At 66.4% G+C, this 25,588-nt stretch carries 24 protein-coding genes; 12 read left to right on the top strand and 12 right to left on the bottom strand.

Translation table 11 applies throughout. The features are described 5' to 3' along the window. Positions 1 to 8 precede the first annotated feature (8 nt). Positions 9 to 650, bottom strand: a complete 642-nt coding sequence (locus J2S73_RS15140) for an MBL fold metallo-hydrolase (RefSeq protein WP_306886456.1) — start codon at positions 648 to 650, stop codon at positions 9 to 11. A gap of 280 nt (positions 651 to 930) precedes the next feature. Between J2S73_RS15140 and J2S73_RS15135 the strand changes: the two genes are divergently transcribed. The 4 genes from J2S73_RS15135 to J2S73_RS15120 all read left to right on the top strand — a co-directional run bounded on the left by J2S73_RS15135 (position 931) and on the right by J2S73_RS15120 (position 3,178). Next, positions 931 to 1,143, top strand: a complete 213-nt coding sequence (locus J2S73_RS15135) for a cold-shock protein (protein ID WP_306886455.1) — start codon at positions 931 to 933, stop codon at positions 1,141 to 1,143. A 251-nt stretch (positions 1,144 to 1,394) separates the two neighbouring features. Then, on the top strand, positions 1,395 to 1,727 hold the full coding sequence (locus tag J2S73_RS15130) for a BA14K family protein (RefSeq protein WP_306886454.1): 333 nt from the start codon (positions 1,395 to 1,397) through the stop codon (positions 1,725 to 1,727). A gap of 139 nt (positions 1,728 to 1,866) precedes the next feature. After that, on the top strand, positions 1,867 to 2,364 hold the full coding sequence (gene tsaA, locus J2S73_RS15125) for a tRNA (N6-threonylcarbamoyladenosine(37)-N6)-methyltransferase TrmO (protein WP_306886453.1): 498 nt from the start codon (positions 1,867 to 1,869) through the stop codon (positions 2,362 to 2,364). A 175-nt stretch (positions 2,365 to 2,539) separates the two neighbouring features. Continuing rightward, on the top strand, positions 2,540 to 3,178 hold the full coding sequence (locus tag J2S73_RS15120) for a glutathione S-transferase family protein (protein WP_306886452.1): 639 nt from the start codon (positions 2,540 to 2,542) through the stop codon (positions 3,176 to 3,178). 375 nt (positions 3,179 to 3,553) lie between these two features. Here the strand turns inward: J2S73_RS15120 and ettA are convergent, their stop codons facing one another. The 3 genes from ettA to serB all read right to left on the bottom strand — a co-directional run bounded on the left by ettA (position 3,554) and on the right by serB (position 8,261). Further along, complete coding sequence (ettA, locus tag J2S73_RS15115; protein ID WP_306886451.1) at positions 3,554 to 5,209, bottom strand: energy-dependent translational throttle protein EttA; 1,656 nt, start codon at positions 5,207 to 5,209, stop codon at positions 3,554 to 3,556. Between the two features lie 151 nt (positions 5,210 to 5,360). Further along, positions 5,361 to 7,235, bottom strand: a complete 1,875-nt coding sequence (locus J2S73_RS15110; protein WP_306886450.1) for a KUP/HAK/KT family potassium transporter — start codon at positions 7,233 to 7,235, stop codon at positions 5,361 to 5,363. A 132-nt stretch (positions 7,236 to 7,367) separates the two neighbouring features. Further along, positions 7,368 to 8,261 (bottom strand): phosphoserine phosphatase SerB, encoded by an 894-nt coding sequence (serB, locus tag J2S73_RS15105; RefSeq protein ID WP_306886449.1) that lies wholly within the window; start codon positions 8,259 to 8,261, stop codon positions 7,368 to 7,370. Between the two features lies 1 nt (position 8,262). On the opposite strand from serB, the gene miaA reads away from it, so the two are divergent. The 3 genes from miaA to ilvN all read left to right on the top strand — a co-directional run bounded on the left by miaA (position 8,263) and on the right by ilvN (position 11,918). Continuing rightward, the gene (gene miaA / locus J2S73_RS15100) at positions 8,263 to 9,219 is read left to right on the top strand and encodes a tRNA (adenosine(37)-N6)-dimethylallyltransferase MiaA (RefSeq protein WP_306886448.1); all 957 of its coding nucleotides are present in this window, start codon (positions 8,263 to 8,265) and stop codon (positions 9,217 to 9,219) included. Positions 9,220 to 9,539: 320 nt separating this feature from the next. Continuing rightward, a complete protein-coding gene (locus J2S73_RS15095; protein ID WP_306886447.1) occupies positions 9,540 to 11,315 on the top strand; it encodes an acetolactate synthase 3 large subunit in 1,776 nt (591 codons plus the stop codon). Between the two features lie 66 nt (positions 11,316 to 11,381). Then, positions 11,382 to 11,918 carry an acetolactate synthase small subunit gene (gene ilvN / locus J2S73_RS15090; protein ID WP_306886446.1) on the top strand — a complete coding sequence of 179 codons (537 nt, stop codon included), beginning with the start codon at positions 11,382 to 11,384 and terminating at the stop codon, positions 11,916 to 11,918. 2 nt (positions 11,919 to 11,920) lie between these two features. Here ilvN and folK read toward each other — a convergent pair whose 3' ends face one another. From folK to folP, 3 genes are read right to left on the bottom strand one after another with little or no spacing between them, the layout of a single operon-like run. Further along, entirely contained in the window at positions 11,921 to 12,424 is a 504-nt protein-coding gene (gene folK, locus J2S73_RS15085; RefSeq protein WP_306886445.1) for a 2-amino-4-hydroxy-6-hydroxymethyldihydropteridine diphosphokinase, read from the bottom strand. Next, positions 12,421 to 12,801: a dihydroneopterin aldolase gene (gene folB / locus J2S73_RS15080; protein ID WP_306886444.1), complete on the bottom strand. Its 381-nt coding sequence runs from the start codon at positions 12,799 to 12,801 to the stop codon at positions 12,421 to 12,423. Before folB ends, folK begins: the two co-directional genes overlap by 4 nt. Next, positions 12,794 to 13,609, bottom strand: a complete 816-nt coding sequence (gene folP / locus J2S73_RS15075) for a dihydropteroate synthase (RefSeq protein WP_306886443.1) — start codon at positions 13,607 to 13,609, stop codon at positions 12,794 to 12,796. The genes folB and folP overlap by 8 nt, the downstream gene beginning before the upstream one ends. A gap of 217 nt (positions 13,610 to 13,826) precedes the next feature. On the opposite strand from folP, the gene J2S73_RS15070 reads away from it, so the two are divergent. The 4 genes from J2S73_RS15070 to J2S73_RS15055 all read left to right on the top strand — a co-directional run bounded on the left by J2S73_RS15070 (position 13,827) and on the right by J2S73_RS15055 (position 17,929). Beyond that, entirely contained in the window at positions 13,827 to 14,942 is a 1,116-nt protein-coding gene (locus J2S73_RS15070) for an ATP-dependent DNA helicase (protein ID WP_306886442.1), read from the top strand. Positions 14,943 to 15,201: 259 nt separating this feature from the next. Beyond that, positions 15,202 to 16,221 (top strand): ketol-acid reductoisomerase, encoded by a 1,020-nt coding sequence (ilvC, locus tag J2S73_RS15065; protein WP_306886441.1) that lies wholly within the window; start codon positions 15,202 to 15,204, stop codon positions 16,219 to 16,221. Positions 16,222 to 16,264: 43 nt separating this feature from the next. Next, positions 16,265 to 16,975: an NUDIX hydrolase gene (locus J2S73_RS15060; RefSeq protein ID WP_306886440.1), complete on the top strand. Its 711-nt coding sequence runs from the start codon at positions 16,265 to 16,267 to the stop codon at positions 16,973 to 16,975. A 33-nt stretch (positions 16,976 to 17,008) separates the two neighbouring features. Further along, complete coding sequence (locus tag J2S73_RS15055) at positions 17,009 to 17,929, top strand: PhzF family phenazine biosynthesis protein (protein WP_306886439.1); 921 nt, start codon at positions 17,009 to 17,011, stop codon at positions 17,927 to 17,929. On the opposite strand, the gene J2S73_RS15050 is transcribed toward J2S73_RS15055, so the two are convergent. Both J2S73_RS15050 and J2S73_RS15045 read right to left on the bottom strand, forming a co-directional pair. After that, positions 17,919 to 19,061: a GGDEF domain-containing protein gene (locus J2S73_RS15050; protein ID WP_306886438.1), complete on the bottom strand. Its 1,143-nt coding sequence runs from the start codon at positions 19,059 to 19,061 to the stop codon at positions 17,919 to 17,921. The two genes, J2S73_RS15055 and J2S73_RS15050, sit on opposite strands and share 11 nt — an antisense overlap. A 349-nt stretch (positions 19,062 to 19,410) precedes the next feature. Continuing rightward, the gene (locus J2S73_RS15045) at positions 19,411 to 20,976 is read right to left on the bottom strand and encodes a 2-isopropylmalate synthase (protein ID WP_306886437.1); all 1,566 of its coding nucleotides are present in this window, start codon (positions 20,974 to 20,976) and stop codon (positions 19,411 to 19,413) included. Positions 20,977 to 21,414: 438 nt separating this feature from the next. Here J2S73_RS15045 and J2S73_RS15040 point away from each other — a divergent pair, with 438 nt between their 5' ends. Continuing rightward, positions 21,415 to 22,713, top strand: a complete 1,299-nt coding sequence (locus J2S73_RS15040; protein WP_306886436.1) for an MFS transporter — start codon at positions 21,415 to 21,417, stop codon at positions 22,711 to 22,713. Between the two features lie 449 nt (positions 22,714 to 23,162). Here the strand turns inward: J2S73_RS15040 and J2S73_RS15035 are convergent, their stop codons facing one another. From J2S73_RS15035 to J2S73_RS15025, 3 genes are all read right to left on the bottom strand, one after another. Next, complete coding sequence (locus tag J2S73_RS15035) at positions 23,163 to 23,627, bottom strand: DUF3429 domain-containing protein (protein WP_306886435.1); 465 nt, start codon at positions 23,625 to 23,627, stop codon at positions 23,163 to 23,165. A 107-nt stretch (positions 23,628 to 23,734) separates the two neighbouring features. Further along, complete coding sequence (locus J2S73_RS15030; protein ID WP_306886434.1) at positions 23,735 to 24,544, bottom strand: TIGR02186 family protein; 810 nt, start codon at positions 24,542 to 24,544, stop codon at positions 23,735 to 23,737. Between the two features lie 4 nt (positions 24,545 to 24,548). After that, on the bottom strand, positions 24,549 to 25,490 hold the full coding sequence (locus tag J2S73_RS15025; protein WP_306886433.1) for a sulfite exporter TauE/SafE family protein: 942 nt from the start codon (positions 25,488 to 25,490) through the stop codon (positions 24,549 to 24,551). Between the last annotated feature and the right edge of the window lie 98 nt (positions 25,491 to 25,588).

Here is a 25,588-nt window from a genome sequence, read left to right as displayed (position 1 = left end):
GCGGCGGCTTACCCCTTCAGGAAAGGGTTTGCCTGGCGTTCCCGACCGATCGTGGTGGCCTGGCCGTGTCCGGTCAGCACGATGGTGTCGTCGGAAAGCGGCATCAGCTTCTCCCGGATGCCGGAAATGAGCGCGTCGTGGTCGCCGTAGGGGAAGTCGGTCCGTCCGACCGAGCCGGCAAACAGCACGTCGCCACCGATCAGGATGTCCCCGGACGAGAACAGATAGACCACGTGGCCCGGCGTGTGGCCGGGAATGTGCATCACCGAGAAGCTGCAGTCGCCGATCGTCACCTCTCCGCCTTCATCGACCCAGCGGTCGGGCGCGACCGGGCGGGCGGGAATGCCGAGCTGCCCGCCGTGGCTCACCAGGTCATCGAGCAGGAACTTGTCGGCCTCGTGCGGGCCTTCGATCGGAAGGCCGAGCTCCTCCGCGAGTTCGGCGGCCGCTCCTGCGTGGTCGATGTGGCCATGGGTGAGAATGATCTTCTCCGGCTCCGATCCGCTTTCGGAGATCGCCTGCCTGATCCGCTCGATGTCCCCTCCCGGATCGATGATCGCCGATCGGTTGCTGGACGTGCAGCAGGCGATCGAACAGTTCTGTTGAAACGGCGTGACCGGAACGATCAAGAACTTTAGCGGTGTCGACATAACGAGGTGAAGAACCTTTCCAATTCGCGTTGAGACCTTGCTAGACTCTCCAGCGGTCAGGCACAACCGGGCGAAGACCACCAAATTCGCTTGAGTTGCAAGTCAATTCACGGCATATCTGAACGTGTCGGCGTCTCGAGGGGAGAAGAGATGCCCTCGGAGATTTGGTTAAGACGTGACACCCGCGTGGTGAGCCTGGCTTTCCCGAGGTTTCCGAGATCGAACCGATCTCGGTTGGATGCGCCGAGATCACAGTTGACCATCGGGAGAGGGACTTCCCATGCGCCAGAACGGCACAATGAAATTCTTCAATACCACCAGGGGTTTTGGCTTCATCACGCCTGAAGCCGGCGGTAAGGACGTGTTCGTTCACATCACCGCGCTTGAGCGCTCGGGTCTGCCGGCGCTGGATGAGGGAACGAAAGTGTCGTTCGAGGTCGAGAACGACCGTCGCGGTCGCGGCCCGCAGGCGGTGAACATCCAGCTCGCCTGAGACCGTCGGCCTGCTATCGTTAGCGCGCGAACGCCGTCGGGCTTCCGGCGGCGCTTTTTTTTTGAACGTCATACCCCTTTTCCCAGCGCTTCTGCCGCATGGGGCGTTTCATTCCATCCGGATGGTGCTTCTTTCGACCGTCCTGTGACAGTCATCACTTCGTTCTGTTCTCGGCAATGCCATCTTCAGATCATCGGACGAAGCACAGACTTCGCTTTGATCCCGAATAAAGAAGATGAAGGAGAACAGCTATGGTTCGTTCATTTCGAAATACTTGTTCCGGTCTGATCGCAGCGGGCGCGTTGGCGGCCGTTCTGACCGCTGCCCCGGTCGAGACGGCGGAGGCCGGAGGCGGTGGCGGCGCGGCGGCGGCCGGGGTGATCGGCTTCGCGACCGGCGCCATCGTCGGCGGTGCGCTGGCCCAGCCCCGCACTGTCACCATCTACGAAGACACCGGCTACCGGGGCCGTCCGGCGCCCTGGTCTCCGGCCTGGTACGCCTACTGCGATGCGCGCTACCGGTCGTTCAATCCCGATACCGGCATGTTCGTCGGCTACGATGGCCGGTATCATTTCTGCCGCTGACCGGGGCGGTTTGCGGACCGTTCCGCTGCCGTCGATCCGCAGGAGCGACGGCAGCGGTGGGCCAGACCTGTCCGGGCGCCGAACGTCTCCCGGTCGGATAGGGTCCTGCCGGTCGGAACGGTTTTGGGGAGACGGTGCAATGGATGTGGTCGAACGGTCTGGCGACGAGGACAATTCCTGCGACGCCGGTCTCGTCTTCATCGGACGGATCCACACGCCCTGGCGGGACCGGTCTTCGTGTCCCCGCAATGCAAGCGAAAGCGAGGCCACGGCGCGGATCGTGCTCGAGGCTCCTTACCGGCCCGGACTGGGGTCACTCGATACCATCAGCCATGTCATCTTGCTCTACTGGCTGCACCAGGCCCGGCGCGACATCGTCGAGATCGTGCCCCCGACAGACACAAGGGCGCACGGGGTGTTCGCGACCCGGGCACCAGTCCGGCCGAACCCGATCGGGCTTTCGGTCTCTCAGATCGTCTCGGTTCACGCCGACGGCCTGACGGTGACCGGCATCGATTGTCTGGACGGAACGCCGCTCCTCGACATCAAGCCCTATTTCGCGTCGGTCGATGCCAAGCCAGAGGCAAGGGTCGGGTGGTATGAGACCCGCCCCAATCCGTTGCCGCCGCGCGGGTGAGGGCGGTCCGCAGGGGCGGACGCTCCTGCGCGTTGTGGGATCCGGGCAGTCGTCTTCGACCGATCATCTCGAACGGTCACGGTCGAAACAGGCTTACCCGAGGTTGATCGGGGGCAGTCGTTTGCCGTCTAATGGACTGCCCGGGCACGGGACGGTTGCTGCAGGGGGGGAGCATATGAGCGTGGTCGAGATCATCGGGTTTGCGCCGTCTGTTTACGTGCGTGCGGTTCGGCTCGCGCTTGAGGAAAAGGCGATCACCTACCGGCTTCGCCCGGTGCCGCCCCAGGAGGGAGAGGCCCTGGCCCTGCATCCCTTCGGCAAGATCCCGGTGATGCGGCACGGCGACCTCGTGCTGTGCGAATCCCGCGCGATCGTCGGCTACATCGACGACATGTTCGAAGGGCCGCCGCTGTTTCCGCGGCATCCGGTCCTCAGGGCGCGGGCGGAGGAGTGGATCTCGTTCGTCAACACCACGATCGACCCCGTCCTCATGCGCCGCTACTACATGGAACTGCTGTTTCCCTCCGGCGAGAACGGCCTGCCGGACCGTGAGGTGATCGAGGCTCTTTTGCCGGCTATGGATCATCACATCGGCGTCGTCGACCGGGCGCTTCGGGAAACCGGCTGGCTGGCCGGTCCCGAGCTCAGCTATGCCGATCTCAACGCCTATCCGATACTCGCCTATGTTCGCGAGAGCCCGCATGGCCGGCCGATGATCGAGGCCCGGCCGGCGCTGATGGATTTTCTGGAGCGGATGGGGCGGCGCTACAGCGTGAAAGCGACCGATCCGGAGAGCCTTCTCGCGGAGGCGTGAGGCCTTGAGCGTTCGGAGAACCGGACGGACGACCGGTTCCCGGATGCAGCTGCTTTGCTGGCCCGTCAGCGCGCGACCGCGTGCCGGCCGGGCAAGAGGCGCGGAGCGGAGCGATCGGGATGAAAGAACAGGCCGCCCGCCCGGAGCCGGTGCGCCTCAGCGCACTCGGCGTGAGGGATGAAAGAAAACGCGGCCCGTCGTGTCGCCCTGGATGCCGGCTTTCGCCGGCATGAGCGGAGTTTGGGGAAACCGGCCGCTGAACCGGTTCCCTCTTTTCCCGGGGGGCTCGTCAGCGTGCGACTGCACGCCGGCCGGACAGGCCGCCCACCCGGAGCCGGTGCGCGTCAGCGCACCCGGCGTGAGGGACAAAAAACGCTACCGCGTCAGCCGCTTGTACTTCACCCGTCGCGGCACGATCGCGTCCGGTCCGAGGCGGCGCTTCTTGTCCTCCTCGTAGTCGGCGAAGTTGCCCTCGAACCACTCCACGTGGCTGTCGCCCTCGAAGGAGAGGATGTGGGTGGCCAGCCGGTCGAGGAAGAAGCGGTCATGCGAGATGACCACGGCGCAGCCGGCGAAATCCTCCAGCGCGTCTTCCAGCGCCGCCAGCGTCTCCGTGTCGAGATCGTTGGTCGGTTCGTCGAGCAGGAGAACGTTGGCGCCGGACTTCAGCATCTTGGCCAGATGGACGCGGTTGCGCTGTCCGCCCGACAGGTTGCCGACCTTCTGCTGCTGGTCGCCGCCCTTGAAGTTGAAGGCGCCGACATAGGCCCGCGACTGCATCTCGCGCTTGCCGAGCTGGATCACGTCGTTGCCGCCGGAAATCTCTTCCCAGACGGTCTTTTTGGCATCCAGCGCATCGCGTGACTGATCGACATAGCCGAGCTTCACGGTCTCGCCGATCTCGATCTCGCCCTGGTCCGGGGTCTCCTGGCCGGTGATCATCCGGAACAGCGTGGTCTTGCCGGCGCCGTTCGGGCCGATGACACCGACGATGCCGCCGGGCGGCAGCTTGAAGGTCAGGTCGTCGATCAGGAGACGGTCGCCGAAGCCCTTGGACAGGTGCTCGAAGGTGATGACCGTGTCGCCGAGGCGCGGACCGGCCGGGATGATGATCTGCGCGTCCGACGACTGGGTGCGGGCATCGTTGCGCTTCACCAGCTCGTCATAGGCCTGGATACGCGCCTTGGACTTGGTCTGGCGGGCCTTGGGGCTCGACTGGATCCACTCGCGCTCGCGATCGAGAGCGCGCTTCTCCGCGGCCGATTCCCGCTTCTCCTGTTCCAGCCGCTTGGACTTCTTCTCCAGATAGGCGGTGTAGTTGCCCTCGTAGGGAATGCCGCGGCCGCGGTCGAGCTCGAGGATCCAGCCCGTCACGTTGTCCAGGAAATAGCGATCGTGGGTCACGATCAGGATCGCGCCCGGATATTCGCGCAGATGGTTTTCCAGCCAGGCGACGGTCTCGGCGTCGAGATGGTTGGTCGGCTCGTCGAGGAGCAGCAGGTCGGGCTGGTCGAGCAGCAGCCGGCACAGCGCCACGCGGCGCTTCTCGCCGCCGGAGAGCTTGGAGACGTCGGCGTCGTCGGGCGGACAGCGCAGCGCGTCCATCGCCTGATCGACCTGGCTGTCCAGGTCCCAGAGGTTCTGGCTGTCGATCTCGTCCTGGAGCTTCGCCATCTCGTCGGCGGTCTCCTCGGAGTAGTTCATGGCGAGTTCGTTGTAGCGCTCCAGGATCGCCTGCTTGGCGGCGACACCGTCCATGACGTTCTCGCGCACCGTGCGGCTTTCGTCCAGCTCCGGCTCCTGGGCGAGATAGCCCACGCGGGCACCTTCCGCGACCCAGCCGTCGCCGGTGTACTCGGTGTCGATGCCGGCCATGATGCGCAGCAGCGTCGACTTACCCGAACCGTTCGGGCCCAGAACGCCGATCTTGGCGTCCGGGTAGAAGGACAGATGGATGCCGTCCAGCACCTTCTTGCCGCCGGAATACGCCTTCGACAGGCCCTGCATGTGGTAGATGAACTGGCGTGCCATGGATTTCCTGTGAAACGGAGGTTCGGCCCGCAAGCACGGGCGGTCGTCCAGTGCGGCGTTTCAGGAGAGAAACGTCGCGATCTTTGCGGGTGTTCTACGCGAGCGGCCGGCCGGCTTCAATTGGGTAGGTGGGCGGCGGCCGGATCCCGCGTCACAGATGGATCGGCACGCCGACTTCCAGGGTGCGCCGGCGGGGCAGCTCGAAGCGGTCCACGGTGCGTTCCATGAAGCGGGCCAGCACCGCGAAGAACTTGGCCAGAACGTCGCCCGGCCGCCGGATATGGGCCGGCGCGACGGGGCGTTCGAAGCCGACAACGTAGACCACCTCTTCGGAGTTGATGCCGTTTTCCTTGAGCGCCGGGCCGATGAGCGCGGGCAGGTTGATCCGCTGCATGTAGCCGACCGACACCTCCAGGAGCAGCATCCCGCCCTCCAGCGGCGTGGTGCGCACCTGCTCGGCGCCGGTCACCCGGGGGCGGCCCAGCACGCTGACGGTCACGACGACGGAGCGGGCGAAGGTCGTCCCGAGCAGCTTGTCCAGCAGGACGAGGGTGGTCGGCGTGCTCTCCGCGCTGCGGGTCAGGACCACCGCCGGCCGGTCGATGTTGGCGGTCTCTTTGGCTTCCTTTGCTGCGAACTGGCTGAGCGGCACCGTGTTCGGCTCCAGCCAGGCGCGGGTGCGGCGCACACCCACGCGCCAGGATGCCATCACCAGAAGCGCGAAGCCGGCCAGCGACAGCGGCAGCCAGCCGCCGCCCTCGATCTTGCCGAGATTGGCGACGAAGAAGGCGAGGTCGAACACGAGCAGCGCGGCGGCCACGCCGATCGCCAGCGGACGCGGCCAGCTTCGCCGGTGGAGCAGCGCGGCGGCATAAAGCACCGTCGTCGTGATCATGGCCGTGGACACGGCGAGGCCGTACGCGCCGGCCAGCGCCGTCGACGAGCCGAAGCCGACCACCACGAGAATGGACAGCACGCCCAGAAAGAGGTTCACCGCCGGCAGATAGATGTGGCTCTCATGCTCGGCCGCGGTGTGGATGGTGCGCAGCGGCACCATGAACCCGATCTCCATTGCCTGACGCGCGAGGCTCATCACGCCGGTGATGACGGCCTGGGAGGCGATGACCGTGGCCGCGGTGGCAAGCAGCAGCAGCGGAATGCGGATGGCATGCGGCGCCAGCGAATAGAACGGGTTCGAAAGCGTCTCCGGGCTGTCGAGGATGAGGGCGCCCTGGCCGTAATAGTTGAGGAGGAGTCCCGGCATGGCGATGAAGTACCAGGCCCGGGCGATCGCCTTGCGGCCGAACTGGCCGAGATCGGCGTAGAGTGCCTCGCCGCCGGTGATCGCCAGAAACACCGCCGAAAGCACCACCAGCGCGCGCACCGGATCGTGCATCATCAGAACCAGGCAGTGGTGCGGCGACAGGGCCGTGAGCACCTGCGGATTGCCGAGGATGCCGTAGACCCCGAGCGCGCCGAGGACGACGAACCAGATCAGCATGATCGGACCGAACAGGCCGCCGATCCGGTGGGTGCCGGCGCGCTGGGCGAGAAACAGGGCGGCCAGCACGACGACCGTGATCGGGACGACGTAGGGATCCAGCGAGGGGGCGGCGAGCTTCAGCCCCTCGATGGCCGACAGGACGGAGATCGCCGGGGTGATGATGCCGTCGCCGAACAGCATGGCCGCGCCGAGAAGGGCGGCCATCAGGAGGCCGATCTGCCATCGCTTCCGGACAGAATGGACGCCGAGCAGCGTCGCCAGCGCCAGGATGCCACCCTCGCCCTCGTTGTCGACCCGGAGCACCAGGCCGACATATTTGACGGCGATGGCCAGAACGATCGCCCAGGTGATCAGGGACAGCACTCCCGGGACCGCGATCTCCGGCGGGAGATGGCCGGCGGCGAGCACCGCTTCGCGCAGCGAATAGAGCGGGCTGGTGCCGATGTCGCCGAAGACGATGCCGAGCGCGCCGACCACCAGGAGCCGTCGCGATGTGGCGGTGTCGGTGCCCGTTCCCGTCATGCGTCTGGATGCCCCGGCGGAGGATGGACCGAACGGGCCGCGCCCCTGCGCCCCGCGTCGGTGTCACGCTCCGTTGTCTCCGATCGCCTCACCCGCCGCAACGCCAAAGAGGCCGCGGCCGGCGCCGGCGGGTCACTCCACGATGTCGGCCGCGCCATAGCCCTGGAGATAGAGCAGAGCACTCAGGTCGCCGTGATCGATGCGGACGTCCGCCGCTTCGGCGACCTTGGGCTTGGCATGGAAGGCGACGCCAAGGCCGGCGCCGTCGAGCATGGCCAGGTCATTGGCGCCGTCGCCGACGGCCAGGGTGTCGGAGCGGGGAATGTCGAGCTCGACGATCAGCTCCTCCAGCCGCGCGCGCTTGGCGTCGCGCCCGAGAATGGGTTCGGCCACCGTGCCGGTCACCTTGTCGTCGGCGACATGGAGGATGTTGGACTGGTGCTCGTCGATGCCGAGCCGCTCGCGGATCGGCCCGGAAAAGACGGTGAAGCCGCCGGACACGAGCGACGAGTAGGCCCCGTGCGCCTTCATGGTCTGGACCAGGGCGCGTGCGCCCGGCGTGAGTGTGATCCGCTCGGCCAGCACCTCGTCCACCACCGAGATCGGCAGCCCCTTCAGAAGCGAGACGCGCTCGCGCAGCGCCGGCTCGAACTCGATCTCGCCGCGCATCGCCCGTTCGGTAATCCCGGCGATGGCGGACTTGATGCCGAGCGCGTCGGCGAGTTCGTCGATGCACTCCTGGCCGATCAGGGTGGAGTCCATGTCGGCGATCAGGAGCCGCTTGCGGCGGGCGACCGGCGTCTGCACAACCACGTCGATCGGGCGCTCGCCGAGAATGGCGCGCAGCTCGTCCTGCCAGTCCCGGGCGGAGCGGTCGGACGGGTCGACAAAGGCGAGATCCACCGCCACGTTGTCGGCCAGCACCGCCAGGTCGGCCTCCGGCAATATGCGCTGGATCAGGGCGATCGCGGCGGTATCGACAGCCGGCTCGGCCGGCGCGGCGATCAGGGTTGCGACGAGGTCCATCGTGGAGAAAAGCACCGGTCCGGGACGGGGGGAAGCGAAGGCGGTCTTGATAGCCGGGCCGACCGCGAGCGGCAAGTCGGCGCTGGCCGCCCGGCTCGCCGACGCCCTTGGCGGGGTCATCGTCAACGCCGATTCCATGCAGGTCTACCGGGAGCTCCGGATCTTGACGGCGCGTCCGAGCGCTGAGGAGGAAGCCGCGCGGCCCCACCGGCTCTACGGTCACGTTTCCGCCGCCGAGGCCTACTCCGTGGCTCGCTGGCTGGCGGACGTGGACGGCGTGCTCGCCGAGGCCGACCAGACCGGCAGGACGCCGATCATCGTCGGCGGGACGGGGCTCTACTTCACCGCGCTCGTGACCGGGTTGAGCGAGGTGCCGGAGATCCCCGAGGCGATCAGAAGCTACTGGCGGGCGCGGGGCCGGGCCGATGGCGGTGCCGCGCTGCACGAGACCCTCAGGGAGCGCGACCCGGTGATGGCGGAGCGGTTGAGGCCGAGCGATCCGCAGCGGATCGTCCGCGCGCTCGAGGTGATGGAAGCCACCGGCCGGTCGCTGGCGGACTGGCAGGCCGAGGCGGCTCCGCCGCGTCTGGATCCGGCCCGGTGCCACAAGGTCGTGCTCGCGCCGGATCGGGCGGATCTGCGGGTGAGGATCGAGACACGCTTCTCCCAGATGCTGGAAGAAGGCGCGCGGGAGGAGGTCAAGGCGCTCGACAGGCTCGACCTCGACCCGGCGCTGCCGGCGATGAAGGCGATCGGGGTTGCGCCGCTGCTGGCCCATTCCATGGGGCTTCTGTCCCTGGAGGGCGCGCGCGATCGGGCGGTCGCCGACAGTGCGCGCTACGCCAAGCGCCAGGAAACCTGGTTCCGCAACCGGTTCGCCGACTGGGACCGGCTCGACCCGGCCGCGATCCCCGAGACCGCTGACGGTCGCTGGCCCTGGGCGCTGGCGGCGTCGTGACCAGGGCGATCGGCGCTATGTCCGATGGCGACGCCGTGAAGCTTTCGGGAAGCTGACGCCCCGTTCGCTTTTCGAAACTTTCCCCTTGACCGTTTCCGGCGAGCTATCTAGCGTCGCGACCAACGCAACATCCGAGGTTTCCATGAAACACTCGCTTCTCGTAATTCGAACGCGCATCGCCCGGACGGGATAATTCCCGGCCGCGACAGGTGATGCGCGTATCCAAGGGCCCTCGGGGCCCTTTTTTGTTGCCGGTTTTACAGTGGACACGAGACGGCGGGCGGAGACCCGGCCGGACAGACGACAGGTTGGAGGATGACATGCAGCGGGAGATGACGGGCGCCGAGATGGTCGTTCAGGCAATGATCGATCATGGTGTCGATACGATCTTCGGCTATCCCGGGGGTGCGGTGCTGCCGATCTATGACGAGATCTTTCAGCAGACAGAGGTCGCCCACGTGCTCGTCCGCCACGAGCAGGGCGCCGGTCACGCCGCCGAAGGCTATGCCCGGTCGACGGGCAAGCCGGGTGTCTGCCTGGTCACGTCCGGGCCCGGCGCGACCAACGCGGTGACGCCGCTCACCGACGCGCTGATGGATTCCATTCCGATGGTCTGCATCTCCGGCCAGGTCGCAACGCACCTCATCGGCAACGACGCCTTCCAGGAGTGCGACACGGTCGGCATCACGCGGCCGTGCACCAAGCACAACTGGCTGGTGAAGCGCATCGAGGACCTGCCGCGGATCCTCCATGAGGCGTTCTACGTCGCCACCACCGGCCGTCCGGGTCCGGTCGTCGTCGACATTCCCAAGGACGTCCAGCTGGCGACGGGGACCTATTCCGGTCCGCAGAACATCGTCCACAAGACCTACCAGCCGCGCATGAAGGGCGATCTCGACCGTATCCGCGAGGCGGTCGATCTGATGGCCCACGCGAAGCGTCCGATCTTCTATACCGGCGGCGGCGTCATCAATTCCGGCCCGACGGCGGCGCAGCTCCTGCGCGAGCTGGTCAAGCTGACCGGCTTCCCGGTGACGTCGACCCTGATGGGGCTGGGCGCGTTCCCGGCGAGCCACCCGAACTGGCTGGGCATGCTGGGCATGCACGGGACCTACGAGGCCAACCTGGCGATGCACGGCTGCGACGTGATGGTCTGCGTCGGCGCCCGCTTCGACGACCGCATCACCGGCCGCATCGACGCGTTCGCGCCGAACGCCAAGATCATTCACATCGACATCGATCCGTCCTCCATCAACAAGACGGTCAAGGCCGACGTGCCGATCATCGGCGACGTCGCGCACGTCCTTGAGGATATGATCCGGTTGTGGCGGGCTGCGGCGGTGAGCCCCGACAAGGCGGCCGAGAAGGCGTGGTGGGATCATATCAACGCCTGGCGTGGCAAGGACTGCCTCGCCTACAGGACCCGCTCCGACGTGATCATGCCGCAGCAGGCGATCGAGGCACTCTACAACGCCAGCCACGACAAGGACGTCTACATCACGACCGAGGTCGGTCAGCACCAGATGTGGGCGGCCCAGTTCTTCAAGTTCGAAGAGCCGAACCGGTGGATGACGTCCGGTGGCCTCGGGACGATGGGCTACGGGCTGCCGGCGGCGGTCGGCGTCCAGGTCGCCCATCCTGACAGCCTCGTCATCGACATCGCCGGCGATGCCTCGGTGCTGATGACCATTCAGGAGATGTCGACGGCGGTTCAGCACGATCTGCCGATCAAGATCTTCATCCTGAACAACCAGTACATGGGCATGGTCCGGCAGTGGCAGCAGCTCCTGCACGGCAACCGGCTGTCGCATTCCTACACCGATGCGCTGCCGGACTTCGTCAAGCTCGCCGAGGCCTATGGCTGCGTCGGACTGAAGGCGGAAAAGCCGGACGAGCTGGATGGCGCGATCGAGGAGATGATCTCCATCAAGCGGCCCGTCCTGTTCGATTGCCGGGTGGCCAACCTGACCAACTGCTTCCCGATGATCCCCTCGGGACGGGCGCACAACGAGATCCTGCTCGGCGTCGATGGAGACGACGTGGAGGCCGAAGCCCTCGAGAACGCGATCGACAAGGAGGGTGCGGCGCTGGTCTAGCGCCGCCGCCTTCCTTCAATCCCGGAGTTTCGGGCCTTGTGGCCCGCCAAGACCACGGCTATCGACATGCTGATGAAACCGATCCAGCCTTCCCGCCCCGCCGACCCGGTCGAGCGCCACACGCTGTCGATCCTCGTCGACAACGAGCCGGGCGTTCTCGCCCGGGTGATCGGACTCTTCTCCGGTCGCGGCTACAACATCGACACGCTCACGGTCTCCGAGACCGAGCACGAGCGTCAGGTGTCGCGCATCACAATCGTCACCACCGGCACGCCGATGGTGATCGAGCAGATCCGCCATCAGCTGGAACGGCTGGTGCCGGTCCACCGGGTCGCCGATCTGACCGTCCAGGGCGAGGCGATCGAGCGCGAGCTGGCGCTGGTCAAGGTCGCCGGCCGCGGCGAGGCCCGCGTCGAGGCGCTGCGGCTCGCCCAGGCCTTCGGGGCGCAGACGGCGGATGCGACGCTGGAATCCTTCGTCTTCGAGCTGACCGGCTCGACCCAGGAGATCGATCGCTTCATCGGTCTGATGAGCTCGATCGGACTGGTGGAGATCTCCCGCACCGGCATCGCCGCCATCAGCCGCGGCGCCGAGGGAATGTAGGCTCAGCCGCCCGGCACCCAGGCCGGCGCGACCTCCCGGATCGGATCGTCGGCGAAGCGGGCGGCGGCATCGGCCACCCGTTCTCCCGCGATCCGGAGATCCGGCCGGATGGTGGCGAGCGGGATCAGCACGAAGGCGCGGTTGAGAAGCTCCTTGTGCGGAATGATAAGGTCCGGATCGCCGATCGTCTCGTCGCCATAGGTCAGAATATCGATGTCGATGACCCGCGGCCCCCACCGGAAGGTGGCGGTCCGCCCCAGCTCGGCCTCGATCCGCTTGCCGGCGGCGAGCAGGTCGTGGGGAGCCAGCGTCGTCGTGCCGGCCGCGCAGACGTTCACGAACCAGTCCTGGTCCTCGAACCCCCAGGGCGGGGTCGCGAAGAACGGCGAGGCCCGGTCGATCGCAATCCCGTCGTCCGCATGGAGCCGGTCGAGCGCGCGCGCGATCGTCGCCTGGGCATCGCCGATATTGGCGCCGGTCCCGAGCGTGATGGGAACCGGGGTCATTCTGAGGGCCGTTCGCGCCGGATCTTGAGGCCGATCGTGTCGAAGATGCCGGCGACGGGTGCCGAGGGCTTGCGGATCTCGATCTCCACGGCGGTGAGCCGGGGTTGTTCGGCGAGAAGCTGGTCCGCGATCGTCTCGCCGAGCGCCTCGATCAGCTTGAAGCGGCGGGTCTCGGCAATCTCGCGCACGGTTTGGAAGACCGACGCGTAACAGACCGTCCGGTTGTAGTCGTCGGTCCGGCCGGCCTCGCGGGTGTCGAGTTCGAGCGTCAGGTCCAGCGCGAAGCGCTGGCCTAGATCGGCTTCGGCCTGATGCACGCCGTGACGGGCGAAGATCGCGATGCCGCGGATGAAGAGCTGATCGGCTTGCTCAGGCACGATGGACGGCCTCCACCAGCGTGCGCGCCTCCACATGCTGGGCCACGTCATGGACCCGGATGATGTCGGCGCCGGCGGCCAGCGCCAGCGTGTCGAGGACCACGCTGCCGATCAGCCGTTCCCCCACTTCGTTGCCCAGCACCTTGCCGATCATGGACTTGCGCGACAGCCCGATCAGCACGGGAAAGCCGTAGGTCTTCAAGCGGCCGATGTCCTTGATGAGCTGCAGGTTCTGGCCGAGCGTCTTGCCGAATCCGATCCCCGGATCGAGCACGATGCGGGCGTCGGACAGCCCGGCTTCGCGCGCCCGGGCAAGGCTCTTGTCGAAGAAGCGGAACATGTCCTCGAAGATGTCGATCGTCGGGTCGATCTGGGTGCGGTTGTGCATCACGATCGTCTCGACGTCGAACGCCGCAGCCACGGAGGCGATCTCCGGATCATGTTGCAGGCCCCAGACGTCGTTCAGGATGGACACGCCGGCAGCCAGCGATTTTTCCGCCACCAGGGCCTTGGAGGTGTCGATCGACATCGGACGGTCGACCTTGTGCTTCAGTTCCCGGATGACCGGAATGACGCGGGCAAGCTCCGTCTCCGCCGAGACCTTCTCGTGGCCGGGCCGGGTCGATTCGCCGCCGATGTCGATGATGTCGGCGCCCGCGCGGCTCATCGCCAGGGCATGGTCGACTGCTGCCGTGAGCCGGTCGAACTGTCCGCCGTCGGCGAAGGAGTCCGGCGTCACGTTCAGGATCCCCATGATCCGGGCGCGGGGCACAGTCGGGGAAGCATGCTCGACGGGCGTGTCTGTCATGAGATTCCGGCGTGCGGAGAGGTGGTGAGCGGCGCGTGCAGCCATCTCCATATTGGATCGGTGCCTCAAGAGCCACCACCTTGCAATAGTATACGGTTTCCAAGGCCTTTTCGCCCATCTGAGCCGCCATGCTTGAGCCGGGGGTGGCCCGGTGGCGTCGATCGTGCAAACTCGCCGCCGTTCGAAGCGCGAATCGCAGGATACGAGCAACACGCCCATGCAATGGTCGCAGCAGCAGGAAGCGGCGCTGACCGCGGTGAACAAGTGGCTGAAGCGCGGCGACAGCCAGGTCTTCCGTCTGTTCGGCTATGCCGGAACGGGCAAGACCACGCTCGCGCGCGAGATCGCCGAAGGGGTCGACGGCGACGTCCTGTTCGCGGCGTTCACCGGCAAGGCGGCGCAGGTCCTGCGCGACAAGGGCGCGGAAACGGCCCGCACCATCCATTCGCTGATCTATCGGCCGCGGGGCGAGACCAAGGAAGACGACGAGGGGCAGGTCTCCCCGACCTTCTCGCTCAACCGGCAAAGCTCGGTGGCCAAGGCGGCACTGGTGGTGATCGACGAATGCTCGATGGTCGACGAGGACCTGGGCAAGGACCTCCTGTCGTTCGGCACGCCGATCCTGGTTCTGGGCGATCCCGGCCAGCTGCCGCCGGTTGCCGGCGGCGGGTTCTTCACCGATGCCGAGCCGGATTTCATGCTGACCGAAGTCCACCGCCAGGCGCGCGACAACCCGATCATCGATCTGGCCATGCGGGTGCGCGAGGGCGGGCAGATCGAATTCGGCCGCTACGGCGACAGCTCGGTGATCCACCGCTCTGACGTCGATCAGGATCTGGTGCTGGCGGCCGATCAGGTGCTGGTGGGGACCAACCGCACCCGGCGCGCCTACAATGGCCGCCTGCGCGAGCTCAAAGGGTTCACCCAGGCACTGCCGGAATCCGGCGACAAGCTCGTCTGTCTGCGCAACAACCCGGAAAAGGGGCTTCTGAACGGCGGCCTTTGGATCGTCACCTCCGTTTCCACCAAGCCCGGCCAGTCGATCCAGATGCTGGTCAAGGCCGACGATGCCGGCCCGCGTGCGCCGGTGGCCAAGATCAAGGTCCTGAAACAGGCCTTTCAGGAGGGGCCGGATTCCATTCCCTGGCAGCTCCGGCGCGGCACCGACATGTTCGATTACGGCTATGCGCTCACCGTCCACAAGGCCCAGGGGTCCCAGTGGGACAACGTGGTTCTGTTCGACGAGAGCTTCGCCTTCAAGGAACACCGCGAACGCTGGCTCTACACGGCGATCACCCGCGCGGCGTCCCGGCTGACCCTCGTGAAATCCTGATTGGGCCGATTTCACGGTCCGCGCCCATTTGCAATCGCCCGCAGGAGCGCTAAAACGCGACGCTCGCCGTTACAGGCGGAGCAGGACGACAACAAGCGGAAACCGGTGTTCCGCGCGCCGTCCGCTTCCGAATTTTGAACCGATCACCTGACCGGAGCCGGCCTCGCCCGGCGCCCGTCGCGACCAGCGTCCGACACCAAGACTGGGCCGCCTGCCGCCCATCCGTTCGGCGAAACCATCCAAGGAGAAGAACCCGGCCATGCGCGTTTATTACGATCGGGATGCCGACCTCAATCTGATCAAGGGCAAGAAAGTCGCCATCGTGGGCTATGGCAGCCAGGGCCATGCGCACGCGCTCAACCTGCGCGATTCCGGCGTGGCCGAGGTGGCGGTGGCGCTGCGCGAAGGGTCCGCGACCGCCCGCAAGGCGGAAGCCGAGGGCTTCAAGGTGATGTCCGTCGCCGACGCGGCCAAGTGGGCCGACGTGGTGATGATGCTGACGCCGGACGAGCTCCAGGCCGACATCTACAACGAGCATCTCGCCGGTAACATGAAGCAGGGCGCCGCCCTCCTGTTCGCGCACGGCCTCAACGTCCACTTCAACCTGATCGAGCCGCGTGCGGACCTCGACGTTCTGATGGTCGCGCCGAAGGGCCCGGGCCACACGGTGCGTTCCGAATATCAGCGCGGCGGCGGTGTGCCCTGCCTGGTGGCGATCGCCCAGGACGCCTCGGGCAACGCCCACGACATCGGCCTGTCCTACGCCTCGGGCGTCGGTGGCGGCCGGGCCGGCATCATCGAGACCACCTTCCGCGAGGAATGCGAGACCGACCTGTTCGGCGAGCAGGTGGTCCTGTGCGGCGGCCTCGTGGAGCTGATCCGCGCCGGCTTCGAGACGCTGGTGGAAGCCGGCTACGCCCCGGAGATGGCCTATTTCGAGTGCCTGCACGAGGTGAAGCTGATCGTCGACCTCATCTACGAGGGCGGCATCGCCAACATGAACTACTCCATCTCCAACACGGCCGAGTACGGCGAGTACGTCACCGGCCCGCGCATCGTGACGCCGGACACCAAGGCGGAGATGAAGCGCGTCCTTGAGGACATCCAGTCGGGCACCTTCACCCGCAACTGGATGCTGGAGAACAAGGTCAACCAGACCTCGTTCAAGGCGACCCGCGCCCGCAACAACGCCCACCAGATCGAAGAGGTCGGCGCGAAGCTCCGCGAGATGATGCCGTGGATCCGCGAGAAGGCGTTGGTCGACAAGGAGAAGAACTGACGCGTCGTCCGATCGAGGACACGCGTCGCCGGGGAGGGCGGCCATGACCGAAGGCGCCCATTCCCTCCGGCCGCTGCGAACGCTGGAGATCGGCTTCCGCGATCAGCCGCCCGCCTTTGCATCCGACCGGCGTGCCGACATTTCGGCGCGCTGGGCGGAAGCCGTCAGGGCCAACCCGGCGCTCTTCAACGGGACCGTCCTGCTCTTCGACGATCTCGCCGTCGAGGGTGACCGCCTCTCGGTGGTCGCCCGCCCGGTCGATTACGCGACCTTTTCCGCCTTCCTGGCCTGGGGCGGCCCCGTTCCGGGGCTGGCCAACCTGTTCGGCGCCGCCGCAATCGTCTCGTCCGACGGCGATCTGCTGCTCGGCCGGATGGGCGCCCGAACCGACGACGCCGGAACCGTCAAGCTCGTCGGGGGCACGCCGGACCTTTCGGACGTTCACGGCGGGCGGGTCGACCTCGTCGGTTCGGTCGCCCGCGAACTCGCCGAGGAAACCGGGCTCCGCGCGGTCGATGCGGAGCGGTGCGACGAACTCCTTCTTTTCCTCGATCCGCCTTATGCAGCCGTCATCCAGGTGCTGCGTTTTGCGCAGACCACAGCCGATCTCGTCGCCGCGATCGAGGCGCATCTTGCGGCCGATCCCGATCCGGAACTGGCCGGGATCGTCGCGATCCGCGCGCGATCCGATCCGGGTGTGGTAGGCTTGCCCCGCTACACCCGCGCCATCGTCCACCATCTCTTTCCGGCCTGAAGGCTGCGCCGCCGTCACCCCCGAGAGGCTCCGATGAACCGACGCTACACCATCCTCGACGTCTTCACCGACACCGCCCTCGCCGGCAATCCGCTTGCCGTGGTTCGCGATGCGGAGGACCTGGATACGGTGGGCATGCAGGCGATCGCCAAGGAGTTCAATCTCTCCGAGACGGTCTTTCTGCTGCCGGCGGACAACCCCGCTCATTCAGCCCGGGCGCGCATCTTCACGCCGGCGCGCGAAATCCCTTTCGCCGGCCATCCCACGGTCGGAACCGCGATCCATGTGGCCAGCGAGCGGTTCGACGGGGTGGCGGAGGATCTCGACGCAGTGGTGGTTCTGGAAGAAGGCGTCGGGCCCGTGCGCTGCGGGGTCGCGCTGAAGCCGGACGGGGCACACTATGCCGAATTCGATCTCCCGAAGCTTCCGACCGTGGCCGATCTCGCGCCGAGCACGGAAACCGTGGCCCAGGCGCTCGGCCTCGCCACCCACGAAATCGGGTTCTCGCACTTTCCGGTTGCGGTCTCCGACGCCGGCATGTCGTTCCTGATTGTCCCGGTGAACGGGATCGATGCGGTCCGCCGGGCCAAGCCGCGGCTGGAACACTGGGACGATCTCTTCCCGGAGCCGGGTCTGACCAACGGGCTCGTCTACATCTTCAGTGCGGAGGTGGAGCGGCCCGATGCATCGTTCCACACCCGCATGTTCGCGCCGCTGGACGGCATCCCGGAGGATCCGGCCACCGGGTCGGCCGCGGCGGCTTTCTCAGGCGTGCTGCATCGCTTCGGGCAACTCACCGCGGGAAGCCACAGCTACCTCATCGAGCAGGGCTTCGAGATGGGCCGCCCTTCGCTGATTTCGCTCGAGCTGGACATCGCGGAAACCGGCGCGCTTCATTCGGCGCGGATCGGCGGCCACGCCGTGGTGGTGGCCGAAGGCGTGCTCAAAGTCTGAGATCTTGCGCCGGCGTTTCGCTCTCGATGAGACGGACCCGGTTGCGACCGGCCCGTTTGGCGTCGTAGAGGGCCTCGTCCGCCCTGGCGATGAGGTCCTGGATCTCCAGCCCGCTTCCCGGCGGCGCCGCCAAGACGCCGGCGCTTACCGTGCATCCGGTGATCAGGCCCTTGGGGCTGCGTATTTCGGCGGCCTCGAAGCGTGCCCGGATGCGCTCCGCCACGGCCATCGCTGTCTCGGCATCGGCGCCCTGAAGGATGACCACGAATTCCTCCCCTCCGGTGCGCGCCGCGAGATCGGTCGCCCTGAGCGACTGCCGGCACAGGACCGTGAAGCGCCGGATCACGAGATCGCCGACGTCGTGGCCGTAGGCGTCGTTCACGCTCTTGAAATTGTCGAGATCGAAGACGATTGCCGCCGCCCCGTCGCTCAGGCCGGCGGCCTGGCCGATATTCAGGAGCGCCCGCCTGTTCAGGAGACCGGTTAGAGGATCCGTCATCGCATCCGCCTGATGGCGCTTGGCGGTGCGCTCGTGGACCAGGGCAACCGACAGGGCGCCGCTTCCGGTCAGAGTCACGATCGCTACCAGGCCGTTGATCGTCTCGTAGATGGTCCGCGGAATGCCGAGGAAGTCGGCCGGGAACTGGAACAGAAGCGACAGGCCGCAGACCAGGAAGGTGGCGGCGGTTGCCGCATAGAGGCCGGACAGGGCGACCAGATAATAGATGCTGGATCGACGAACCTGGAAGTAGACGGCGGCCGTCTGGAACAGGACGATGGCCATGGTGGCGTTCATCACCACGAGCATCGAACCCGGCATGCCGATTGCGGCGAAGAGGCTGAGGCCGAGGATCGCTGCCAGGAACCTGAGCCCCGCGCCGAACAAAGGCGTCGAACCCTGGGCGAACTGGACGGCTGCGAGCCAGAGGCCGACCGCGCCGGCGGCGGAGGTCCAGGACGCCAGCCAGCCGATAAAGACCGTCGGCTGGGTGGCGAACAGGCTGAAGGCGACCGACGAGGCGAGGAGCACGCTGACCGACAGCGACCAGGTCAGGAGAAAGGGCTGTTTCCGCTCCGTGAGCCAGGCGACCAGCGTGACGATGAAGAGCGCACCGCAGCACACTCCCGTCATCAGCAAGATCGTACTGTGTTCCAGAAACATGCCGCCGGCGCCCCCTGCCGCCGAGTCGCATACGTGACGCTCAGGCACGCGACCTGGAGTCTCTTCCACTCAGATGGAAACATCTGAGCATTAAGAAATAGCGCCAGATTCAATCAGTGGAGGGCGTCCTCTTCGTTCGGGCCGCACTGGTCTGAAGGAAGAGGAATTGCTCTAGCGACAAGTTCGGCCACAGGGCAAGGCCAATTGCCGGGAAATGTGTCAGCTACCGACAACGGGATAGTCGCGGAGGCGGCTTGGGCGCGATTGTCCGCCGCCTCCGTTCGCTCGGGCCGGCCGAATGGCCGGAGCGCTGTCGCGATCAGGACGCTTCGCGCACGCCCTGGGCGTGAATGCGCTTGATCGCCAGCTTGTTGAGAGCGGCGACATAGGCCTTGGCCGAGGCCACCAGCGTGTCCACGTCGGCGCCGCGGCCCGACGCGATGCGGCCGCCGTCCTCAAGACGGACGGAAACCTCGGCCTGGGCGTCGGTGCCCTCGGTGACCGCATGGACCTGATAGAGCGACAGGCGCGCCTCATGGGGCATGATCTGCTTGACCGCGTTGAAGGTCGCGTCCACCGGGCCGGAGCCCTGGGCCTCCTCGGTCACGTGGCGGCCGTCCACCTCCATGGTGACGATGGCCTTCTGGGGCGCGCTCGTGCCGGCAATGACGGTCAGCGAGATCACCTTCACCGCCTCCCCGGCGATCGCCATCTGGTCCTCGACCAGCGCCTCGATGTCCTCGTCGTAGACGTGCTTCTTGCGGTCGGCGAGGTCCTTGAAGCGGCGGAAGGCGTCCTCGAAGGCGTTCTGGCCCAGCTCGAGACCCAGCTCCTTCATCTTCTCGCGGAAGGCGTGGCGGCCGGAATGCTTGCCCATGACCAGCGACGTGGATTTCACGCCGACGTCTTCCGGCTTCATGATCTCGTAGGTCTCGGCGTGCTTCAGGACGCCGTCCTGATGGATGCCGGACTCATGGGCGAACGCGTTCTTGCCGACGATCGCCTTGTTGTACTGGACCGGGAAGCCGGCCACCGTCGATACCAGCTTGGAGGCGCGCATCAGATAGCTGGGGTCGACGTTGGTGTGATAGGGCAGCACGTCGCCGCGGGTGCGGATCGCCATCACGATCTCTTCCAGTGACGCGTTGCCCGCGCGCTCGCCCAGACCGTTGATCGTGCATTCGATCTGGCGGGCGCCACCGGCCACGCCGGCCAGCGAATTCGCGACGGCCAGGCCAAGATCGTTGTGGCAATGCACCGAGAAGGTGATGTCGTCGGCGCCCGGCACCTTCTCCATGATCGTCGCGAACATGGCGCGGTACTCGTCCGGTGTCGCGTAGCCGACGGTGTCCGGCAGGTTGATGGTGGTGGCGCCGGCCTTGATCGCCGTCTCCACGCAGCGGCACAGATAGTCGAGCGGCGTCCGGGTCGCGTCCATCGCCGACCATTCCACGTCGTCGATCAGGTTGCGGGCCCGGCCGACCGTGGCGGTGATGATGTCCAGAACCTCGTCCTGGTTCTTCATCATCTGGTGCTGGAGATGGATCGGGGACGTCGACACGAAGGTGTGGATGCGGCCGCGGCGCGCATCGCGGACGGCTTCGCCGGCCCGGTCGATGTCTGCCATCACGGCGCGGGCGAGGCCGGCGATGACGGAGTTTTCCGCGCGCTTGGCGATGGTGTTCACCGCTTCGAAATCGCCGTTCGAGGCGATCGGGAAGCCGGCCTCGATGATGTCGACGCCCATGGCGTCCAGCACCTCGGCCACCTGCAGTTTCTCTTCGAGCGTCATCGAGGCGCCGGGCGACTGTTCGCCGTCGCGCAGGGTAGTGTCGAAGATCTTGATTTCAGCCGGTGCGTCGACCGTCGGGGTCTCGTTGGTCATCTGGTCTCGTCCTTCTCAAGCTCGGCCCGCGCATTTCTATCGCATATGCAGCTTTGCCGAGGGTCGCGTGGGTTCGCCTCGTCGTCAGTCGTCCCCTGAGAGCCTGCCCGGACGGGCCGCCAGCGCTCAGGGGCAGATAAGGAGGAGGAGACGGCCGAGAAGAAGGGTGCGGGCGCCGGCGGCGTCCGTGGACTGTGCATTCCGGAGCTGAATCGTCTGCTCGACGGGCACGGCGGTATTCCCGAGTCACTTCACCCAATGCGCGACAGGTTATCTGTCGGCTGTCAATGCCTTACTTAAATCGGCCGGGAAGTGCAACAGGCTTCGCAGGTCCGGGCCGCAGAGAAATCCGCGCCCCGGGAATCCCGGGGGCTTCGGTTGCCCCATGGCCATCCGGTCCTTAGCCTGACCCCTTCCACGAACGAAAGGGGGGCGGGCATGTCATCATCGCTGTTCGCACACTGGTCGCGGAAGACGGTCGCGGGTGCCATCGGCAACACGCTGGAGTGGTACGACTACGCGATCTACGGCTACTTCGCCACGATCATCGCGAAGCAGTTCTTTCCCTCCGGCGATCCCACGGCGGCGCTGATCGCGACGTTCGGGGTTTTCGCGGCAGGCTTCCTCATGCGTCCCTTCGGCGGGCTGGTGATCGGTCACATCGCCGACAAGCTGGGGCGCAAGCTGGCGCTCACCCTGTCGGTCGCGATGATGGCGATCCCGACCACGCTGATCGCCTTCCTGCCGACCTACGAGCAGATCGGCCTGGCCGCGCCGCTGCTGCTGACGTTCCTGCGCCTGGTCCAGGGGCTGTCGGTCGGCGGCGAGTACACCGGCTCCGTGACCTATCTCGTGGAGAACGGTCCCCAGGACCGGCGCGGCCTCTCCGGCTCGTTCGGCCTGGTGGGCGCGAATGCGGGCATTCTCCTGGGCTCGGCTGCCGGCGCGATCGTCACGGCGGTCGTCCCGGATACGGACGTGGGGAGCTGGGGGTGGCGGGTGCCGTTCCTGTTCGGACTGGTGCTGGGCGTGGCCGGCATCTACTTCCGCAGCCACCTGGAAGAAGCCGAGGTCGAATGGTCCGATCCCCACGAGGGCGCCGAACTCGACGAAAAGGGCGAACCGGAATTCCCGATCGTGGACGCCGTGCGCCATCACTGGCGCAGCATGCTTCACGTGGTGGGGGTGAACGTCCTCAATGGGGTCGGCTTCTATATCGCCTTCGTCTATCTCACCACGTTCATCGTGGATTTCGACGATGTGAAGGAGGGCACCGCCCTCGACATCAACACCATCGTGATCGCGTTCCTGATCGTGCTGGTGCCGTTCTTCGGCGCCCTGTCGGACCGGTTCGGCCGCAAGCCGGTGATGCTGGCGGGTGCTGCGGGAATGATCCTGTTTTCCTATCCGCTGTTCGTGCTTCTGGCGTCGAAGTCGTTCGGTCTGATCCTGCTCGGCCAGCTCGGCTTCGCCGTGCTCATGGGCTGCTTCACCGGCCCGCTGCCGACGACCATGACCGAGCAGTTCCCGCGGCACGTGCGCGTGACGGCCTATTCGGTCGCCTTCAACATTCCGCTCGCGCTCTTCGGCGGAACCGCGCCGATGGTGGTCACCTATCTGATCAGCCTCAGCGGCACCCACATGGCGCCCGCCTTCTATGCCATGGCCGCGGCCGTGATTGCCTTCGCCACGCTGCTTACCATGCGGGAATCGAAGGACCGCCCGCTGCCACGCTAGCGCGTGTTCCTGACGCGGCCGACGGAGCCGGACGAAGGAACCTGCTCAAGGGATTGAAGCCTGGGTGGTGTGACTGCCCGGCTTCCGTCCATGCGGGCAAGATACGGCTCCCGGTGCTGCCCCCAGCCGGGACGATCGATCGATGAGAGGTGAACGAAAGCGGTATCGGCCCCCGGCATGATCAATGCCGATGCATGGATTGCATGACAGGCATGCACTGGTGCTCCTTGTTTGTGCAGCGCGAAAAGTCCAAATTCCACTCAGCTGATGGATGACACGAAGCGCGTTTCCTCCCTGCGTTTCGTTGATGAAGGCAGCTGTTCCCCTCTGGAAGGTGGACGATCCGGAGAGCTGGTCTTTCCGAGATTGTCTAACTTAATAGGCGGCTGCTCCTTCGGGAGCGCCGCCTCTTTTTTTGCCTTCCGTCCCTCCGCCGGCTCGCAAAAGCGTCAGATTGCCGCCCAGGCGATCAGCAGCAGCACGCAGACGATGGCGGTCAGCTCCGCCCGCAGGCGGGCATACCAGCCCGGCGCGTGATCCTTCAGCGCGATCCAGGTGTCGAAAAGCCCCTGCAGCAGGAAGGCGATCGCGAGCACCATCAGGGCTACCTTGGGCACGAACAGGATCGCGACCCACCCCACCAGCGCGGGCACGATGGAGAAGAGCAGCTCCCGGTTGCGTGCTCCCGGATCGGCGGCGGACAGCGCGAGCCCCCAGTGAACGCCGCCCAGAAACGACAGTATGACGGCGGAATACCCCTTCAGGGCGACGGACACGAACTCGCCGGTCAGGCCGCCGATCGCGCCGATCCACAGAAGCGCGGCGCCTGCGGCGAACGGAATCGCGCCGACAAGTGAAATCGTGCGGGCCAGATGTGGAACTCCCCGCGTCGACGGTCCGGAAGCGGTTGCCATGTGCGCTCTCCCTCGAATGGTGGGTTGCAGCCCCGGGGCGGGTCCTGCCGAGGGCACCCTAGAGCATCTCCCGTTCAAACAGAATCCGTCCGAACGAGCGGCATTGCTCAGTCGCGTCTGAACACGACGCCACCGAGCCAGCCGGTGAAGATCGCCAGCGCGACAACGAAAAGGCCGTAGAGCCACGGATCGTCCTGGGCGAACTCGAACATGCGCTGCTCAAAGCCGATCTTGGCGACCAGAAGCTCGAGCTTCGTGGTGCCGAGATGGGCCTCGTCTGCGAACAGGTGCACCTCCACCGTATAGAGCCCGTCCGGTACGCCTGCGGGAAAGTCGACGGTGCTGCGGAAGAAGCTGTCGGTCATGAACTGGACCGCCCCTTCCTGTTCGAGATAGAGGCCTTGCTCGCGCTTCAGGTTGACCAGCGCCTCGCGGAACGGCTCGCGCGCGCCCAGGCTGCCGCGCGGCTGGCCGGTGTGGCCCACATAGAGCAGGCCGAGTTTCAGGCGGCGGGCGATCAGGCTGGGCACGATCTCGTCGATCGGTCCTGTCGACTGTACGGCGTAGAAGGACGGCACGTCCGGGAAACGCTGGGCGTCGCCGGAAATCCAGATGCCGGCAAAGCGTTCCGTTTCCCGGATCATGATGTCTTCCGCCGGGCCGGCGATGGTCACGATGACCTGATAGCCGCCGCGCCGGGCGATGGTCTGCCCGTCCCGTTCGACCACGCCGAAGAGGCTGATCTCCGCGCCGCCGAAATTCGACGTGATTTCCACGCGTGGCGCCGACAGGCTGGCGACCACCCGTTCGGCCGCCGCGGTGCGGACGCCGGCCAGAACCATCGCCGCGACGAGGACGAGGAAAACGAGGCGACGGGGCAGCTCCGTGTCGCGCTGGCTGAGGCCGGCGGGAGACATCGCGTCAGCCTCCTCCTGCCAGGATCGTGAGCGTGAACAGATGATCCGGCTCCACCATCAGGTTCACCAGGAAGCGCACGCCCACGCCCAGGACCAGCAGACCGAGAAGGGCCCTCAGGTGCTCGCCCCTGAGCTTGAGCCCGAACGAGGCGCCGAACTGGGCGCCGATGACGCCGCCCACCATGAGGATCAGCGCCAGCACCACGTCGACGGTCTTGGTGTTGACCGAATGCAGCAGCGTGGCGATCGCCATCGTGCCGAGGATCTGAAGGAGCGAGGTGCCGATCACCACGTTGGTCGGCACGCGGAGGAGATAGATAAGCGCCGGAACCATGATGAACCCGCCGCCGATGCCCAGGAGGGTTCCCAGAAACCCGATCAGTCCGCCGATCACGAATACGGGGATGACGCTGATGTAGAGCCGCGACTGGCGGAACCGGACTTTGAACGGCAGCCGGTGGATCCAGTTGTGCTGGCCCGACCGGCGTGCGGCCGGCGGTTTGCGTCCCGATTTCCGGGCCTTGCGATCGCGCAGGATGGCACCGACGGCCTCCGTGAGCATCAAGGTGCCGATGGAGCCGAGGAACACCGTGTAGGACAGGCTGATCACGAGATCGAGCTGACCCAGCCGTTCCAGGAAGGCGAACAGCCAGGCGCCGATCGTGGCCCCGACCGCGCCGGCCATGAAAAGAAAGGCCGCCAGCTTCACGTCGATCAGCCGTCTTCGCCAGTAGGACAGGGCGCCGGAGGCGGAGGACGCGACGATCTGGGGGGTGACGGTGGCGACCGCGACGGGATGCGGAATACCGGAGAAGATGAGCAGCGGCGTCAGCAGGAACCCGCCGCCGACGCCGAACAGGCCCGAAATGAAGCCGACCGCAGCGCCCATGCCGAACACGGTGAACACGTTCACCGGTAGTTCTGCGATGGGGAGGTAGATCTCCATGGACTTCGCAGGGCTGGGGGTGCCGGGGACAGGTCCGGACACGCCGAGTTCGGCGCGCCGCTCAGCAGTTAAGCGATGGTGCGGCGCACCTTGTCAAT

This window comes from Amorphus orientalis (genome assembly GCF_030814015.1).
In the GTDB taxonomy this organism is placed as follows: Bacteria; Pseudomonadota; Alphaproteobacteria; order Rhizobiales; family Amorphaceae; genus Amorphus; species Amorphus orientalis.
The sequence above is the reverse complement of the archived record's forward strand: the minus strand, read 5'-3'. Positions and strand labels throughout refer to the sequence as shown.